The following is a 16,888-nucleotide window of genomic DNA, read 5'->3' as shown; positions in this document are numbered from 1 at the left end:
AGGGGGTCCGGGCGGTCCGGACGGGGATCCATACGATATAGTCGCCTCATGGGCCCCGGTGGCTCAAATCAATCGCTAGTCTGTATCCCATTAGGCGCCAATGGACGACAAACTCACCGGCATCGCTGCCTTCGTGCAGGCCGTGGATTCGGGCAGCTTCGCGGTCGCGGCCGAACGCATGAGCCTCACCCGCTCCGCCGTGGCCAAGAGCGTGGCGCGCCTGGAGCGGCGCCTGGGCGCGCGCCTGTTCCATCGCACCACGCGCCGACAGAGCCTCACGGAAGACGGTCAGGCCTACTACGAACGTTGCGTGCGTGCGCTGGCCGAGCTGGACGCGGCCGAAGCCGCCCTGGACAGCGGACGGCGCGAGCCGCGCGGCCGCTTGCGGGTGAGCGCACCGGTCTTGTTCGGGCGCCATTGCGTGGCGCCGGTGCTGATGAGGCTGGCGCAGCAGCATCCGGAGCTGCAGGTGGAAATCACTTTTAGCGACCGAGTCGCCGATCTGCTCGAGGAAGGCATCGACCTGGCCGTACGCATAGGCCCGTTGCCGGACAGCGCCAATCTGGTCGCGCGTCGTCTGGGCACGCAGCGCATGGGCATAGGCGCATCGCCCGCGTATCTGGCCCAACGCGGCCGGCCGGAGAACGCCGAAGCGCTGGATGGTCACGCTTGCATCGTTTACGGCCGTGCCGGCCAGGACCTGCGCTGGAAGGTGCGCGATGGTGACGGCGTGCGCGAACCGCGCATGGACGTAAGGCTGCGCATGGACGATCTGCAGGCGATCGCCGATGCCGCGATCGCCGGTGTCGGCCTGGCCTGGTTGCCGTGCTGGATGCTGTCGCGCCATCTCGCCAGCGGCGAGCTGGAGTGCGTAATGGGCCACGAGTTGGTGTTTCCCAACGACGTGCACGCAGTGTGGCCGCAGTCGCGTTATCTTCCGTCCAAGACGCGGGTCGCGATCGATGCGATGGTCGAAGAAATCCCGAAGATCATCGGCAAGTAGCAGCGAGCCATGTCCATGAATCTGCGCATTCTGAGTGTCGCGTCGTTGCTGATCCTGGCCGCGTGCATGGGGGACCTTCGGTTGAAGGTGGTGGGAGTGGCTCCGGAATCGCATGCTTGCGAGTTGGTGGTTACGCAGCGGGGAAAAGTCATCTCGGATCTTGCGGTCAGCGGGCGATTCGATGAGGCATATGCTGTTCGTCCACCGACAAGCGGCCTGGTCGCGAAACTGATCTGCGATGGCCTGGAAATCGCGAAGGGAACGCCTGGTCGCGACGCGACGATAGATCTCGGGGCGCCAAGAGTCAGACGGCAATGACTGACTCAGCATCTAGAGGTGGGCCGATTCCACCGGCTCGAAACTCATTAGGTGCCGAGGTCGTCCTGTGGGTAAATCGCGAGGAACGAGTGATGCGCAAGGGTCGGTCTATGCTTTATGGAGGACGTATTCTGAGCATCCCGACCTTGCTGGAAATTAGTCCGAGCAACCTGGTCCAGTTGGATGAACGAGTTGCGTATGAGCATTTCTTCGGAAAATCACTCGAAGAAGGTGTTGCTCTGTTCAGAGAACTTGACCATGTCTACATAGAGGACTTGGCCTGGATGGGCGACGTCGCCTTTGACTTCTATGTCGATGCATACATCGCGTATCTCCTGGAATCACCGAGGGATACCGTAGACATCTGCCTGGCGAAGGGCCTGGTTGTCACGAAGGTCGCTATGGGGAACGAGACCGGTAAGTTGCTTGACTTGGTCGATGCCATTGAGCGTTACGGAGAGCCCCTAGAGGTATGTGATCGAGGGCGGGATCGCGAGTACGACGAGATAAAACGACGCCTTCTGTTCTCCCGGTAGCAGTGCCGAGCACCCCCTTGCTCGGTGAAGTTGCGTACGAGACTTTGGTTTCACAGCAGAGCGCTATCGTGGCGCTCTGCCTTCAGAACATCATGTTGTGCGTTGATTCTGGGTTGCAGATTGCACTTTGTAATGAGGTTAAGCCCTTGTGACTGTTAATGAAGAGATAGTCGCCGCATTGCGGGCGTGCTCCACGTTGGAGCTGGCTGTGATCATCTTGGAGGAAGGCGATTCTGCGGTTGTCAATGATTTCCTAAAGTTAGGGGCGATCCCGATGAGCTTGCTGCTTGAGGAGGGGGCTCGCCGCGCAGGGAAATACATCGGTTCCCCAGAAGATTTCATTGGATTTCTCCTGGATGCGAACTGCACACTTATTAGTCCAATTGATCGTATATATCTTCAACATGCCTCCAGGGCTAAGGCTGTTGAGAAGAAATTTCTAGACGGTCGAAGGACATGAGATCCCGTTCGCTGGGCTGCAATCCCAACAAAGTAGGAGAAACGGGCTCGGAGTACGGTCTCACATGCAACCGCAAGCAGGTTGCCGGTATCTCCTAGGCGACCACGAAGCAGGGGTCAGAGTCGATTTCTTGAGAAATTCCGCTCTGCCCCTTCTTTCTTGAGGCTCAAATGAAGATACCTATAGCAATTCCGATTTCCGTCGCCGTGCTGATTGCGGGCGGAATCTATATTCGGACGCCGCGTGAACTGTCCGGCGACAAATTTTTGTCGGAGTTCAAGCGCACCAGTAGAAGCTCTTCAACATCTTTCAGATCGACGCTCAGACCGCGCTGGAACATGTTCTTGGAGTATATGACTATGAATTGACCGCAAAGAAGCTCGCGTGGAATACCGCCGCCGCTGATTGGAACGGAACCTGCGGCCCACTTGGCTATCTGCTTATTAAACCTGAATGGTTCTACGAACTTGGCCCGAGGAAGCTATGAGGACTCTGACGGAACCCGAACTTGCGTCGGCGGACATCAAAAGTCAACGAGGGGATAGGGACGCTTCGATGGCGGTCGCGGAACACTACTTGGCGACCGGTTCTCGTGATGAGGCGAAGAGGTACTACGTCATTGCAGCGAAGCAAGGGTCAAGCGCAGCTGCACATGCAGCTGCGATTATTTGTGCGGAAGACGGTGCAAATGACGAGGCTGTCGGGTGGCTTCGCACTGCATGCCACGCGGGCAACAAGCTGGCTTGCACCCACCTATCTATCGCTTACATGGGGGGGCGGATGGGCTTGAAGCCCGATAAGCAGAAGGCAGCCAAGTATGGTCGATTAGGTGACCCTCAATTCATGGATTGAGATCGGGGGTGATGCTGTCGCAACCTACATTTCTGCGTCTACAACGGCTGCGGCGAGCGGTTGCGACGTGACTTGGGAACTGTACGCCCCCGGTCTCGTATATGGATTCAATTCGCTGTCGCGGCGCGAGAAGCGTGCGGCCAAGCGCGCGATCGGCTCCAGCGAACAGGGGCCAGAGTGCACTTTCCAAGCCCTGATCCGCAGCAGTGATGCCGGCTTCCATGGCGTGGAAACAAAGAACCCCGCAATCGCTCGCGGGGTTCTTCGTTTCTGGGGCTTTCAACCGCGCTGCCGGACCGGCATCAGGCAGACGGTAGCGCTTCAGCCGCTGCAACTCTCGCGCAAAGACAACGCCTTGGCGATATCCCGCCAGTCGAACGCGCCCACACCCATGTCGTCGTGCACGGCGTAGAACACGCCTTGCGGGAAGCGCTTCGTCGCGTGCTGCTGCAGCCACACGCCGTCGGTGTTGCCCACGATCTCGCCCGAGAACGCGCCCAGGTGGGCGAGGGTCTGGCGGTCGAAGACGTGGAACAGGCTGCGGTCTTTGAACTGGTCGGTGGCAATCCAGTAGCCGCTGCCGTCGGGGCAGGTCCATAGGGCGATGCCTTCGGCTTGCGCCTTGAACAGGCCCAAGCCTAGGGTGCGGCCGCGGTACTTGCCCGACAGGTCGTACTCGCGCACGGCGGTGCCGGTCTTCAGGTCTTCCTCGGCTATCAGCAGGCGGTCGTGGGCGACGTCGCCCCACAGGGATTCGGGTACGCGGATAGCGCCGGCTTCGGTGGTATCGCCGAAGGCGCCGAGGTAGCGCGCTTCGAACGCGCCAGCGCTGGTGCCGACCTGGTAGCGCTTGTAGCGTGCGTTCAACTCGGCCAGTGGCGGCGGGATTTCGTCGCCGTTGGCGTCTTCGCCGGCCATGTAGGCGTCGCTGACCAGCACTTCGACGCGGCCGTCGCCGTTGTCGCGTACCCACAAGCCGTAGGGTTGCTTGAGTTCGGCACTGCCGAAGCTGCCCAGCGATTCCAGGCCGGGCAGTTGCAGTACCTGTACGCGGTGGTTGTCGCGCTCGACCACGTAGACGCGATCGCCGTGGATGGCGATGCCGTTCGGGCGCAGGAACTGGCCGGGCTTGGCGCCGGCGCTGCCGTAGCGGCGCAGGTCGGTACCGGTGTCGCCGTCGTAGATCATCAGGCGGCTGGTCTTCTTCGAGGTCGCCAGCAGCAGCACGCGGCCGTCGGGCGCGATCCACGAGGCGGGCGAGTCCACGTTCTCTTCCGGCGTGCGCGCGGTGAGGAAGGCTTCGCGGATCACCTGGTGCGGCACGTTCGCGGTCGCCAGCATGGGCTCGGCGCCGGTTTCGTCGGGCTCGCGTTCGACACGGCCGCTGGCGCAGGCGGACAACAGCAACAAACCGATCAAAGGCAGGGTGACTGGCGGCGCGATACGCAGGCGCATGAGGGTCTCGTTGGATGGGAGCGGAGCGACGGCCCGCGGCGCGCGGAGCGTAGCCGGTGCAGATGACAGCTTGCGGACATCGGCCTGTCGGAGGCAAATGCGCGCGGTGTCATCGTCCCGCCATGCAGGTGACGTAGATAGTCGCGCTTCCCCGAAGCGGACACCCGCAATGACCAAGACCCTCCTGGCCATCGGCCTGGCGCGCGCGCTCGCCGGCACGGCTTTGTTCGCCGTCGCCGGTGGCGCGCTCGCGCAGACCGCCAGCACCACCGCCGCCAGCGCCGCCGCCGATGCGCGCGATCTCGATACCGTGGTGGTGCAGGGCGAGATCGTCTATCGCAATCGCACCGAGGCGGTCGCGCCGACGTTGTCCTACGACCTGGAGTACTTCCAGCGCTTCGAGCCGCTGACCGTGGGCGACATGCTCAAGCGCGTGCCCAGCGTGACCTTCGTATCGGACGTGCTGGAGTACGACGGCGCGCGTCTGCGCGGTCTGGATTCGGCCTACACCCAGATCCTGATCAACGGCAAGAAGGTGCCGGGCGCGGGCGACGACCGTTCCTTCTTCGTCGACCGCATCCCGGCCGAACTGGTCGAGCGCATCGAGATCATCCGCAGCCCCAGCGCCAATCGTTCCGGCGACGCGGTCGCGGGCGCGCTCAACATCGTGCTGCGCGACGCCTACGAGTTCGACGGCGGTTACCTGCGCGCCGGCGCGCTGCGTTTCGACGACGGCGAGGTCAAGGGCACGGCCGGCGCGGTGATGGGCGGCCAGGTCGGCGAGGGCCGCTTGCTCGGCGGCTTCAACGTGCAGGGCCGCTACAACCCCAAGCTCAAGCGCAGCGACCGTTTCGAGGAGCCCGGCGGCGACTTCACCGATGCCGAGAACCAGACCGACACCCGCGACGGCACCGATTACTCGGCCAATCTGTCCTACACCCGCGACATCGGCAGCGGCCGGCTGTCGCTGAGCGGCCTGTATGTGCGCACCGACCGCACCGAGCGCGAGCATTCGCTGGAATACAACGACGCCCGTCTCAACGACCGCGCGCACCTGTTGTCGGATAACGACCAGGTCGTGGACATCGACCAGAACAACCTGGCGCTGTCGGGCAGCTACCGCTTCGACATGCTGGGCGGCCGCACCACCGTGGACCTGGGCTATTCCCGCTTCGAGGACGAGCACACCGACACCGAGGAGGAAAGCAGTTTCGACGACGACGACACGCCGCCCTCGTTCGACGAGCGCGAGGGCACTCGCATCCTCACCGATCAGGTCGACAGCGAGCGCACGGCGTCGCTGTCGCACCAGCGCGATCTCAGCGGCGGCGTGCGGTTGGAGTTCGGCGTCGACACCACCGCCAAGAACCGCGAGACCACCCTGCGCACCAGCGAGGTCGACAGCGACGACGAGGGCGCGCCGCTGCCGCCGTACGCGGACTTCGAGCGCAGCCGCAGCACCATCGAGGAACGCCGGGTCGATCCCTATCTGATGTTCTCCGGCAAGGGCGGCGCCTTCGACTGGGAAGCGGGCCTGCGCTACGAGACCACCGACGTGGACGTGCGCAACGACGACGAGCGCGCCTCCAACGACTACGCGACCCTGTTGCCGTCGGCGCACCTGCGCTGGAACGTCAGCGAAAACGACCGCATCACTCTGTCGCTGGCGCGCACGGTGCGTCGCCCGAACTTCAACTACATTCTGCCGCTGACCCTGGAAGAGGAATACGGCGACAACGACTTCGTCGGCAATCCGCAGCTGGACCCGGAGACCGCCTGGGGCCTGGACCTGGGCTTCGAGCGCCGCCTGGGCCGGCACGGCATCGTCGGCGTCAACCTGTTCTATCGCGACGTCAAGGACCTGATCGAGATCGCCAACACCGGCGAACCCAGCGCGACCTCGCGCGACGATTACGAGGACGAGCTGGAGGAGTTCCTGGACGACCATCCGGGCGCGACGCCCGCCACGCCAGGCTATCCGCAGTTCGATCCGGACAGTTTCGTCTACACCGCCGCCAATGTCGGCGACGGCTACGTCTACGGCATCGAGTTCGACCTGTCCACGCCGCTGACCGCGCTGGGCCTGCCCAACACGGGCGTGTTCGCCAACTATTCCTGGCTGGACAGCTCGGTGGACGACGAGCTGGGTGAGCGCCGCTTCAACAACCAGTCGCGCTACGTCTACAACGTCGGCTTCATCCACGACATCGCCGACTACGGCATCGCCTTCGGCGCCAGCTACCGTCGCCAGGGCGATGTGCGCTCGCGCGTACTGGCCGAGGAAGTGACCACGCGTTACGGCGCCGATCTGGAGGTGTTCCTGGAGAAGCGCTTCGGCGAGAACTTCTCGCTGCGCCTGACCGGCTCGAACCTGCTGGATGCCAAGAAGCAGGAGAGCTTCAACAAGTTCGACAACCTGGCCGACCAGATCGACCGCGATTACGACGAGTATGAGCGCGAGAGCGAGCAGGCCGGGCCGGTGTATCAACTGATCGCGCGTTATCGGTTCTGAGCGACCCATACGAACTGGGGCTGGGTGCGGCGGACGATGGTCGTCGCGCCCGGAGTTCGGCCTGCGTAGGATGCGGTGAGCGCAAGCGAACCGCATCGTCGTGGCCTGCGTGACCAGCGGAGTTTGGCCATAGCCGCGCTTGCTTGAGGTGCGCGACCGTGCCGAGGTTGCGTTGGTGCGGTTCGCTTGCGCTCACCACACCCTACGGCCATCGCGCGGCGCGGGCGCGGGCGCGGGCGCGGGCGCGGCGGTCAGCGGTCGTCGCACGCGGGGTTCGCTCCATCGTAGGATGCGGTGAGCGCAAGCGAACCGCATCGTTGTGGCCTGCGTGACCAGCGGTTTTTGGCTATAGCCGTGCTTGCTTGAGGTTCGCGACCGTGCCGAAGCTGCGCCGGTGCGGTTCGCTTGCGCTCACCACACCCTACGGCCATCGCGCGGCGCGGGCGCAACGGTCAGCGGTCGTCGCACGCGGGGTTCGCTCCATCGTAGGATGCGGTGAGCGCAAGCGAACCGCATCGTCGTGGCCTCCGCGACCAGCGGGGTTTGGCCATAGACGCGCTTCCTTAAGGTTCGCGACCGTGCCGAAGTTGCGTTGGTGCGGTTCGCTTGCGCTCACCGCACCCTACGGGTTGAGGCGCCACAACGACGGCCTCGGCGCCGCGCACGGTCAGTTATCGCGGCGCATGCGCAACAAGGCGATGATCAGGATCACCACCAAGGCGAAGCAGCCGCCCAAGCCCAGAACGATGATCCAGTGCCACAGGCTTAATCCTCCCATTCCCCCCTCCTATTGCGTCAGCTCCATCCAGCGGCAGGGTAACGGAGTCGGTTGTTGCGGGAGTGTGTGCGCAATGGATACGTGTGGTGACGAGGCAGGAGATGCATGGCCTTATGGCACGAGTTATGCACACGATGCGGCACAGTTATTCCGCACCACCGCGCGTGGAGACGTACCCGAAGTGATCTGAGTCCAGCACCTTTCCCCCTTTGAAAAATGGGGATTAAGGGGGATTTGCTCTTGCAGCCCGATCAGGCCTTAAAGCATCCGCCGTGACGCTCAAGGCCGCGACCAATGCCTGCAATGCCCCTCAACCCCGATGCTCCAACGCCAGATACTCCGCCGACTGCATCTCGATCAAGCGCGAGGCCGTGCGTTCGAAGGCGCCGCCCAGTTTGTGGCCGCGGTATAGCTCGGTGGGCGCAGCGGCGGCGGTGCAGACCAGGTTGACGTGGCGGTCGTACAGCTCGTCGATCAGGGTGACGAAGCGGCGCGCGGGGTCTTCGTTGCGGCCGTCGAACAGCGGGATGTCGCCCAGCAGCACGGTGTGATGCTCGGTGGCGATTTCGATGTAGTCGCTGGCCGCGCGCGGGCCTTCGCACAGGGCGGCGAAGTCGAACCAGGCGTGGCCTTCGGCGAGGCCGCGCACCGGGATGTCGCGGCCGTCGATGTGCAGCGGGCCCTGTTCCTTGGGGCAGGCCATCGACAGTTCTTTCCAGCGCGCGCCCAGCCAGGCGTCGGACTCGGCGTCCAGCGGGGTGCGGTACACCGGCGAGCGCGTCAGCGCGCGCAGGCGGTAGTCGTGCGCGCTGTCGAGCAGCAGCACCTGGCAGTGCTGTTCGATCTGCGCGATCGCGGGCTTGAAGCGGTCGCGCTGCAGGCCTTCGGCGTAGAGATTGGGCGGCGCGGTATTGGACGTGGTCACCAGCGCCACGCCTTCGGCGAACAGGCGTTCGAGCAGGCGGCCCAGCAGCATGGCGTCGCCGATGTCGATGACGAAGAATTCGTCCAGCACCAGCACGCGCAGTTCGCGCCGCCACTGGCGCGCGATCTTGGCCAAGGGGTCGCTCTCGCCCGCGTGCGCGCGCAGCTGCGCATGCACTTCGCGCATGAAGCGGTGGAAGTGGGTGCGGCGCTTCTCGCGGATCGGCAGGCCGTCGAAGAACAGATCGATCAGAAACGTCTTGCCGCGCCCGACGCCGCCCCACAGGTACAGGCCTTTCGGCGTCTCGGCCTTTTTGCCGAGCAGGCCGTCGAACAGGCCGCGCCTGGGCGGCTCGCTCAGGATCGTGTGCAGACGGTCGAGTTCGCGCAGCGCGGGGTGCTGGGCGGGGTCGTCGTTCCAGTCGCCGCGCGCGACGCCGGCGGCATAGGCGGCGGACGGCAGCGCCGCCGCGGTGGCTTCACTCATGCGGATGCGCAGGCAGGTAGGGCTTGATGCCGTTCTTGATCGCGCCGCGCAGATCGATCAGGCGGCGGTGGAAGAAATGGCTGGTGTCGGGCATGCGCACCAGGTCCGGCGGCTGCTTGAGGCTGTCGATCCAGGCGTAGACCGCCTGCGGGTCGACGATCTCGTCGGCCTCGCCCTGGATCACCAGCCAGGGGCAGTCGGGCGGCACGATGCCGGCGAAATCCCAGCGTCCGGCGGGCGGCGCGATCGAGATCAGCATGCCGGGCTTGAGTTCGTCGGCCAGCTTCAGCGAGACGTAGGCGCCGAAGCTGAAACCGGCCAGCCACAGCTGGGCGTCGGGACGGGTCGCGCGCACCCAGGCGGCGACCGCGCGCAGGTCGTCGGCTTCGCCGCGGCCCTGGTCGAACTCGCCTTCGGACTGGCCGACGCCGCGGTAGTTGAAGCGCACCGTGGCCGCGCCGCTCTCGCGCAGGGCGCGCGCGGTCATGGTCACGACCTTGTTGTGCATGGTCCCGCCCTCGGTGGGCAGCGGGTGGCAGACGATCGCGACCAGCGGCCGCGGCGTGTCTTCGGCGGCTTCGACGATGGCCTCGAGGGCGCCGGCCGGGCCGGTCAGGCTCAGCGCGGTCGAGGCGTCGCCGGGGAAAGCGGGGGTGGTCATGCGCGCATCATACCGAGCGGTGGTGAGCGGGCCGGCGCTCAGCGGGCCGGCGCCAGGCGGAACGTCAGCAGCAGGGGGTCGTGGTCGGAACTGCGCCAGGGGCCGTCGGCGCCGGCGCGGTAGCCGGCCGACAGCGGCTCGTCGGCGTTGATGTGCCATTCCACCGCGCCGCGCAGCTGGGTGGCCAGGCGGGGGCTGAGCAGGGCGTGGTCGAGGCGGCCGAGCTCGCCCTTATAGACATAGCTGTAGGGGCGCGCGACCTTGGCCACGGCGAAGGCGTCGCGCCAGCCCGCGTCCTTCAGGGTGCGCACGGGCTCTTCCTCGGCGTAGGCGTTCAGATCGCCGAGGATGACGGCAAGATCGCTACCGGAATGCGTGGGGTCGGTCTTCAGCCAGGCGTCCAGGCGGCGCGCCGATTCGGTGCGCAGGGCGTTCCAGCAGGCGGCGCCGTCGCCGGCGTCGCGGTCCGCGCCTTGGGCCTGCTGGCCGCAGCCCTTGGACTTGAAGTGGTTGGCCGCGACCGTGAAGGCCGGCCCGGCCGGGCGCCCGCGTCGCAGGGCGACGAAGGCCTGAGCCAGCGGGACCCGGCTGCCGCTGTCGAAGGGGCCGCCGGTCAGGGTGACGGCGGCGCCGCGCGGGGCGACGCGGTCGGCGCGGTAGATCAGGCCGACCCGGATCTGGTCGTTGCCGGGGCCGCGCGCGTCGGCCGCGCAGGGCAGGTGGCAGGTGGCCACAAAGCGCCAGTCGCCGCCGTCGCGGCGCAGGCCTTCGACCAGTTGGGCCAGGGTCGAGTCCGGGCCGTAGCCGTCGTTCTCCAGTTCCATCAGCGCCGCGACGTCGGGCTTCAGGCCCTGGATGGTCGCGATCAGTTTGGCTTGCTGGCGCTGGTACTCGACCGCGTCGCGGGCGCCGCGCGGGGTCGGGAAGCCGCCGCCGTGGCCGTCGCCGTTGAACAGGTTTTCCAGGTTGAACGCGGCGATGCGCAGGTCGCTGGCGTCGCCGGCCTGCGGCGCCGGTTCGCGCGCGGCGGCGTGCAGGGTCGGGGTGGCGGTCAGTTGCAGGCGCCAGCCGCCGTCGCGGGCGTCGAGCACGCCTTCCACGCCTTCCAACGTGCTGCCGCTGCGCGCCTGCGCGTAGCCGGGCGGGAGCACGCCGGCGTCCAGCGCGGGCGCGCCGACGATACGGCCGTCGTCCAGCCACAGACGGCGGCGGGCGTTGTCGGCGGCGATCGCGCGCGCGGCGTCGCTGCCGGGCGCGGCGCGTTCGCCGGGTTGCCACAAGGGGCCGTCGAAGGCGACCAGGGCGCGGCCGTCCTGGGCGATGTCGTCGGTGTCGGCCAGGGTCAGGGCGCGGCCGATGCCGATGCGCATGCCTTCGTAGCGCGACCAGTCCGCGGGCGGTGCGTCCAGCACCAGGGTCTCGGTGCGACCGGGGCCGAGCACGCGCGCGGCTTCGGGATCCAGTGCGGTGAGGTGGCTGCCGCGGCCGGTGTCGAGTTCGAGCACGCGCCCGATCACGCGCACGCGGTCGCCCGTGTGCAGCGACACCTCCGGCGTGGCGCGCACGAACAGCGCGTCGGAGCTGGCCTCGTCGTCGTCGCCGCCGTCCTGCACGAACCAGCCCACGAAGCGGTCGTTCTCGCCGGTCAGCGCCGCGGTCACCGTGCCTTCGATCACCAGCCGACGCCCGACCAGCGGGCTGGCCGCGTCATGTCCCTGCACGCTGCCGATCGGCGTCGACGGCATGCCGTCGGCGCGCAGCGGATCGCGTTGCAGGCTGGCGCAGGCGGCCAGCAGCAGACAGGGCAGCAGCAGGGCGGCGGAACGGGAACGGAAGGCAGGCATCGCGTGGGCGCCACGGAGAGGTCGCGCATTATCGAACGGATCGGGCGTATCCGTATTACGGTCCCGTAATGCGCGCGGCCCGGAAACGACGACGCCGCCCGAAGGCGGCGTCGTTGGCGCAGCGCGATGCGGCCGCGCTTACTTCAGGTTGGCCAGCATCCAGTCGACGGTGGCCGAGACCTGCTCGTTGGTCAGGGCCGGGTTGCCGCCCTTGGGCGGCATGATGCCGGTGGTGCCGGTGAAGCCTTCGATGGCGTGCTTGTGCAGGGTGTCCTTGCCCTTGGCCAGACGCGGACCCCAATGGGCCTGATCCAGGGTCGGCGCGCCGCCGGCGCCGGACTTGTGGCAGCCCGCGCAGAGGTTGTCGAAGATCACCGCGCCGTCCGTGGTGCCGCCGTAGGCGACCTGCGAAGCGGCCTTGGCGGCCGCGGCGGCCTTGGCGGCGGCCTGGGCCGACGCGCCGGTGGTGCCGGCGTAGACCGCGCCGACCGGAGCGATGCGCTGCTCGGTGCGCTTGACCACGGCCGGGTCGATCTCCGGCGGGATCTGCTGGTGCACGAAGTAGGCAGCGATCATCAGCCCGAGGGTGACCAGCATCAGGAAGCCGATCACCATCGAGAATTTCTTCAGGAATTCGAGGTCGTAATTGCGCACGATCCACCTATTGCGCACACCCGGCCGGGCATGCGGAGCCATCAACAAGAACCGCACCGAGGTGCGGCCGCGCGCCAGTATAAAGCCGGCTCCCATGCCGTAGACATGAGAATGGCGCGCCCGGAGGGATTCGAACCCCCGACCAATGGCTTCGGAAGCCACTACTCTATCCGGCTGAGCTACGGGCGCCTGGCTGAGATCCCGGCGCTCCGACCGGTCAAGTCGGGGCCACGCGGGACCGGCATTCTAGCCGCAAACGCGCCAGGACGTGGCGCGGCGGCGGCGAACGGCCGGCATCGCGGCGCGCTTGCGGGGCTTGGTACTCTGATCGGATGAGTTACGAGCGCTACGAAACCCCCGAATCGGTGCCGCCGCCGGCCTGGAAAGTCCGCCTGGGGCTGTACTGGAAGCTGGTCCGCGGCGACCGCCCGATCGGCTGGCTGCTGCTGCTGTGGCCGACCTGGTGGGGCCTGTGGATCGCCGCGCGCGGGGTGCCCCCGCTGTGGACCTTGTTCGTGTTCAGCGCCGGGGTCTGGCTGACCCGCTCGGCCGGCTGCGTGATCAACGACTACGCCGACCGCTGGCTGGACCCGCACGTCGAGCGCACCAAGCACCGCCCGCTGGCCACCGGCGAGGTGCGCGGGCGCGAGGCGCTGATGGTGTTCGCGGTGCTGATGCTGGCGGCGTTCGCGCTGGTGCTGAGCCTGAACCGCCTGACCGTGCTGATGAGCGTGATCGGCGTGATCCTGGCCGCCAGCTATCCCTATCTCAAGCGCTACACCTATCTGCCGCAGGTCTACCTGGGCATGGCCTTCGGTTGGGGCATCCCGATGGCGTTCGCGGCGGTGCGCGGCGAAGTGCCGGCGGTGGCCTGGCTGCTGTACGCGGCCAACATCCTGTGGGCCACCGCCTACGACACCTGGTACGCGATGGTCGACCGCGAGGACGATCTGAAGATGGGCGCCAAGTCCACCGCCATCCTGTTCGGCGAGCTGGACCTGATCGCCCAGGGCGTGCTGTACGCCTTGTTCCTGGCCGCGCTGGCGCTGGCCGGGCAACGCGCCGGGCTGGGCGTGTGGTACTACGGCGGCCTGGGCCTGGCGGGCGTGCTGGTGATCTACGAATTCGCGATCGCGCGCGGCCGCGATCGCGCGGCCTGCTTCAAGGCCTTCCTGCACAACCATTGGGTCGGGCTGACGGTGTTCGCCGGCCTGGCGCTGGACTACGCCCTGGGCGGCGGCGCGGCCGCGGCCTGAAGCGTCGGGCCCGGCGCAGTCTTCGCGCCGGCCCCGTGCCTACAATCGCGGCACCGTCCGTCACCGGAGTGCTGCGATGCCGCGTCTGCCCGTCGTGCTGGTGCTGTCCATGCTGTGCGCCGCGGCCCACGCCGCCGAAACCCCGAGCGCCGCCGCGCCCACGCGCGAGCACCTCGCGCCGACCGGCTGGGAGGGGTCCTATCACGACATCCACTACACGCCGGTGCTGCGCGTCGGCGACCGGGTGATCGTGTCGGGCATTCCCTCGCGTTCGGGCCCCGACGAGGAAGCCAATATCCGCTGGGCCTTCCAGCAACTCGAGGCCCACCTCAAGCAGGCGGGCGCGAGCCTGGAGGACGTGGTCGAACTCAACAGCTTCCATGTGGCCCAGAACCACGAAGAGTTCCGCCGCGTGGTCGAGCCGGTGCTGAAAGTGCACCGCGAATTCTTCAAGGACCATTACCCGGCCTGGACCGCGGTCGGCACCACGGCGCTGTTCTCGAAAGGCGCGTCGATGGAAATCCGTGCCGAAGCGGTGATCGGCTCCGGCCGCCGCCCGCGCGCCGACATCCCCCGGCCGAGCCCGCCGCCCAAGCCCTGATAGGGCGCCGCGTGGGGCGCCGCCGGCGCCGCTGGGCGGACGACGTGAAGACCAATTCAGGCTTCTCTCCTGTTTTTTTGTGACACTGGTCACGTAACAGGGGGATACATGACTCAACGTCGTCTGCTTCGCGGCTTGTCCGCGCTCGCCATCGCCTGCCTCGCCTTGCCTGCCGCCGCGCAGGTCCAACGCAGCTTCATCAACATCGGTTTCGAAGCGCCCGTGCTCGGCAACGGCACCACGGCCTGCTACGCGCTGATCCCGGAAGGCGCGATTCCCGGCTGGACCACCACCCATCCCATCGGCACCGCCGGCGGCAGCTGCGTGCCGCCGGCCTCGGTCGGCACCAGCGGGCGGCTGATGGAGCTTTGGGCCAACAGCTTCAACGGCGTGCCTGCGCGCGAGGGCAGGCAATTCGCCGAGCTCAACGCCGCCGCGACTTCGCGCATGTATCAGAACGTGTGCATGATCAACGGCGAGCGCATCGACTGGGTGTTCAGCCACCGCGGCCGCAGCAGCGCCAGCGTGCGCGACGTGGCCGAGATGAAGGTCGGCGCGTCCTCGACCGTGATCCGGGTCGGCACCACCAGCAACGGCGCCTTCGATACCCCGACGGTCTCGCAGGGCACCGCCAACGCGCCGGTCGCCGGCGGCAACGGCTGGGTCGACTACAGCGGCAACTTCACCTACGCCGGCGCCACCGGCACCAACAGCCTGGGTTTCGAATCGATCAGCACGGCGGGCGGCGATCTCACGGTCGGCAACTTCCTCGACGCGATCCAGTTGGTGCTGCGACCTTTCGTCGAATTCGATCAGCCCAGCAGTTCCTCGCCCGAGTCCACCGGCGGCAATCTGCCGGCGCTGCGCATCAACGGCACCGTGCCGGCGGGCGGGCTGACCGTGCAGGTGCAGGTCACCGGCGGCACCGCGACCCTGGGCGTGGACTACACCACGCCGGGCAACGCGGCCACCTTCAACGTGACCGTGCCCGCGGGCACCTACGACGGCGGCAGCGGCAGCCTGATCACGCTGCCGATCGCGATCACCAACGACATCCTGCCGGAAGGCAACGAAACCATTGCGCTGCGGATCTCGCCGCCCACCGGCTCGCCGCTGCCGTTCCTGCTGACCTCCATCACCAGTTGCGGCGGCGCCGCCCAGAACACGCGCAGCTACACCATCACCGACGACGACGCGAGCCTGGCCGTCAACAAGAATGCCGATGCGCCGGTGGCGGTGGCCGGCAGCGCCGATCTGTCCGACGTCCGCTACACGGTGACGGTCAACAACCCCAGCCTGGTCACGGCCAGCTACAGCCTTACCGATACGCCCGGCCTGGATCCGGATACCAGCATCGTCTCGGCTGGCTACACCTTCAACGGCGGCGCTTCGAGCGCATTGAGCGGCAGCGGCCCGTGGCTGCTGCAGGGGCAGTGGCGCAACCTCACGGCGGGGCAGACCGATACCTATGTGATCAACGTGCGCGTGCGGGTGAATCGCGGCGGCAGCACCAGCAACGACGCCTGCGCCGCGCCCAGCGCCGCCGGCAGCGGCCTGCACAATGGCGTGCGCGCGGTGCTGCGCGGCCTGATCGGCAACACCAATTTCGACGCCAGCGCCTGCCGCCCGACGCCGACGCCGGTCTGGGTCAATCTGAGCAAGCAGTTGCAGGCGCGCGTGGGCGCCAGCGACCAGGCCACGGTGCGGATCTATTCCGGCGGCATCCTCGCCGCCAGCGCCGCCACCAGCGGCGGCGCCGCGCCGACCAGCGCGAGCACGGGCGTGACCATCCTGCCCGCCGGCAGCACCATGCAGTTCGAAGAGGCGATCAAGACCTCGCCGGCCGGCCCGGACCAGGCGCCCAGCGCCTACCGCGTGTCGCTGAGTTGCAGCAACGCCAGCGTCGGCTCGGCGACGCTGCTGCCCTCCGGCGGCGGCAACAATGTCGGCAATCGCCAGCAATGGCCCGAGTTCTCGCCCAGCGCCGGCGACGACCTGAGCTGCACCATCACCAATGCGCTGCGTCAGGCCGACCTGAGCATCAGCAAGAGCGACGGCGCGGCGACCTACACCCCGGGCGGCACCGCCACCTACACCCTGACCGTGGTCAACAACGGCCCGGACGTCGCCACCGCCGCGCAGATCAGCGACAACCTGCCGACCGGTGTGAGCTTGAACGGCCCCTGGTCCTGCGTCGCCAGCGGCGGCAGTTGCGCGGCCTCGGGCGGCACCGCCGGCGACAGCGCGGTGAGTCTGAGCGTGAGTCTCAACAACGGCGGCAGCGCGACCATCACGGTGCCGGTGCGGTTCGCGGCGGAGAGCGGTGGGTATTGAGGGTGGGTGTGCGATGCAACCTGTGCGGAGCTGGACGCACGCACGGCTTGGAGTCGTGAGAGCCCTGCTGCAGATGGTTCGAAAAACTCACCTTGAACCCTGTCCGGCGATAGTTCGTTCCAGGCTGAGCTCACAAAGCTTGGTCCCCTCTCCCGCTTGCGGGAGAGGGCTAGGGTGAGGGGTGCTTTTGTTGTTGCTCCGCTGGAGCAGCAG

The 16,888-nt window shown here is 67.1% G+C and carries 12 protein-coding genes and 1 tRNA gene; 7 read left to right on the top strand and 6 right to left on the bottom strand.

Translation table 11 applies throughout. The annotated features are described in order from the left end of the window. Nucleotides 1–100 precede the first annotated feature (100 nt). From BMZ45_RS15475 to BMZ45_RS15470, 3 genes are all read left to right on the top strand, one after another. The gene (locus BMZ45_RS15475; RefSeq protein WP_091637432.1) at nt 101–1,003 is read left to right on the top strand and encodes a LysR family transcriptional regulator; all 903 of its coding nucleotides are present in this window, start codon (nt 101–103) and stop codon (nt 1,001–1,003) included. Nucleotides 1,004–1,018: 15 nt separating this feature from the next. Next, the gene (locus BMZ45_RS21315) at nt 1,019–1,321 is read left to right on the top strand and encodes a hypothetical protein (protein WP_139215531.1); all 303 of its coding nucleotides are present in this window, start codon (nt 1,019–1,021) and stop codon (nt 1,319–1,321) included. Between the two features lie 92 nt (nt 1,322–1,413). Next, nucleotides 1,414–1,857 (top strand): hypothetical protein, encoded by a 444-nt coding sequence (locus tag BMZ45_RS15470; RefSeq protein ID WP_139215530.1) that lies wholly within the window; start codon nt 1,414–1,416, stop codon nt 1,855–1,857. A 1,633-nt stretch (nt 1,858–3,490) separates the two neighbouring features. Here the strand turns inward: BMZ45_RS15470 and BMZ45_RS15465 are convergent. Next, the gene (locus BMZ45_RS15465) at nt 3,491–4,624 is read right to left on the bottom strand and encodes a phytase (RefSeq protein ID WP_091637430.1); all 1,134 of its coding nucleotides are present in this window, start codon (nt 4,622–4,624) and stop codon (nt 3,491–3,493) included. Between the two features lie 169 nt (nt 4,625–4,793). Between BMZ45_RS15465 and BMZ45_RS15460 the strand changes: the two genes are divergently transcribed. After that, nucleotides 4,794–7,136 (top strand): TonB-dependent receptor plug domain-containing protein, encoded by a 2,343-nt coding sequence (locus BMZ45_RS15460; protein WP_091637429.1) that lies wholly within the window; start codon nt 4,794–4,796, stop codon nt 7,134–7,136. Between the two features lie 1,088 nt (nt 7,137–8,224). Here the strand turns inward: BMZ45_RS15460 and zapE are convergent. From zapE to BMZ45_RS15435, 5 genes are all read right to left on the bottom strand, one after another. After that, nucleotides 8,225–9,325, bottom strand: coding sequence for a cell division protein ZapE (gene zapE / locus BMZ45_RS15455; RefSeq protein WP_091637428.1), 1,101 nt, complete (start codon nt 9,323–9,325; stop codon nt 8,225–8,227). Next, the gene (locus BMZ45_RS15450; RefSeq protein WP_091637427.1) at nt 9,318–9,986 is read right to left on the bottom strand and encodes an alpha/beta hydrolase; all 669 of its coding nucleotides are present in this window, start codon (nt 9,984–9,986) and stop codon (nt 9,318–9,320) included. Before BMZ45_RS15450 ends, zapE begins: the two co-directional genes overlap by 8 nt. A 38-nt stretch (nt 9,987–10,024) precedes the next feature. After that, a complete protein-coding gene (locus tag BMZ45_RS15445; protein ID WP_091637426.1) occupies nt 10,025–11,830 on the bottom strand; it encodes an ExeM/NucH family extracellular endonuclease in 1,806 nt (601 codons plus the stop codon). Nucleotides 11,831–11,968: 138 nt separating this feature from the next. Further along, on the bottom strand, nt 11,969–12,484 hold the full coding sequence (locus BMZ45_RS15440) for a c-type cytochrome (RefSeq protein WP_091637760.1): 516 nt from the start codon (nt 12,482–12,484) through the stop codon (nt 11,969–11,971). A gap of 112 nt (nt 12,485–12,596) precedes the next feature. Continuing rightward, nucleotides 12,597–12,673: transfer RNA gene (locus BMZ45_RS15435), tRNA-Arg, on the bottom strand. 143 nt (nt 12,674–12,816) lie between these two features. Between BMZ45_RS15435 and ubiA the strand changes: the two genes are divergently transcribed. The 3 genes from ubiA to BMZ45_RS15420 all read left to right on the top strand — a co-directional run bounded on the left by ubiA (nt 12,817) and on the right by BMZ45_RS15420 (nt 16,675). After that, the gene (ubiA, locus tag BMZ45_RS15430; protein ID WP_091637425.1) at nt 12,817–13,740 is read left to right on the top strand and encodes a 4-hydroxybenzoate octaprenyltransferase; all 924 of its coding nucleotides are present in this window, start codon (nt 12,817–12,819) and stop codon (nt 13,738–13,740) included. Nucleotides 13,741–13,816: 76 nt separating this feature from the next. Then, a complete protein-coding gene (locus tag BMZ45_RS15425) occupies nt 13,817–14,341 on the top strand; it encodes a Rid family hydrolase (protein WP_091637424.1) in 525 nt (174 codons plus the stop codon). 108 nt (nt 14,342–14,449) lie between these two features. Next, nucleotides 14,450–16,675, top strand: coding sequence for a DUF11 domain-containing protein (locus BMZ45_RS15420; RefSeq protein ID WP_091637423.1), 2,226 nt, complete (start codon nt 14,450–14,452; stop codon nt 16,673–16,675). Nucleotides 16,676–16,888: the final 213 nt, after the last annotated feature.

It is taken from the genome of Lysobacter sp. cf310 (assembly GCF_900114355.1).
Taxonomy (GTDB): domain Bacteria; phylum Pseudomonadota; class Gammaproteobacteria; order Xanthomonadales; family Xanthomonadaceae; genus Lysobacter.
The sequence above is the reverse complement of the archived record's forward strand: the minus strand, read 5'-3'. Positions and strand labels throughout refer to the sequence as shown.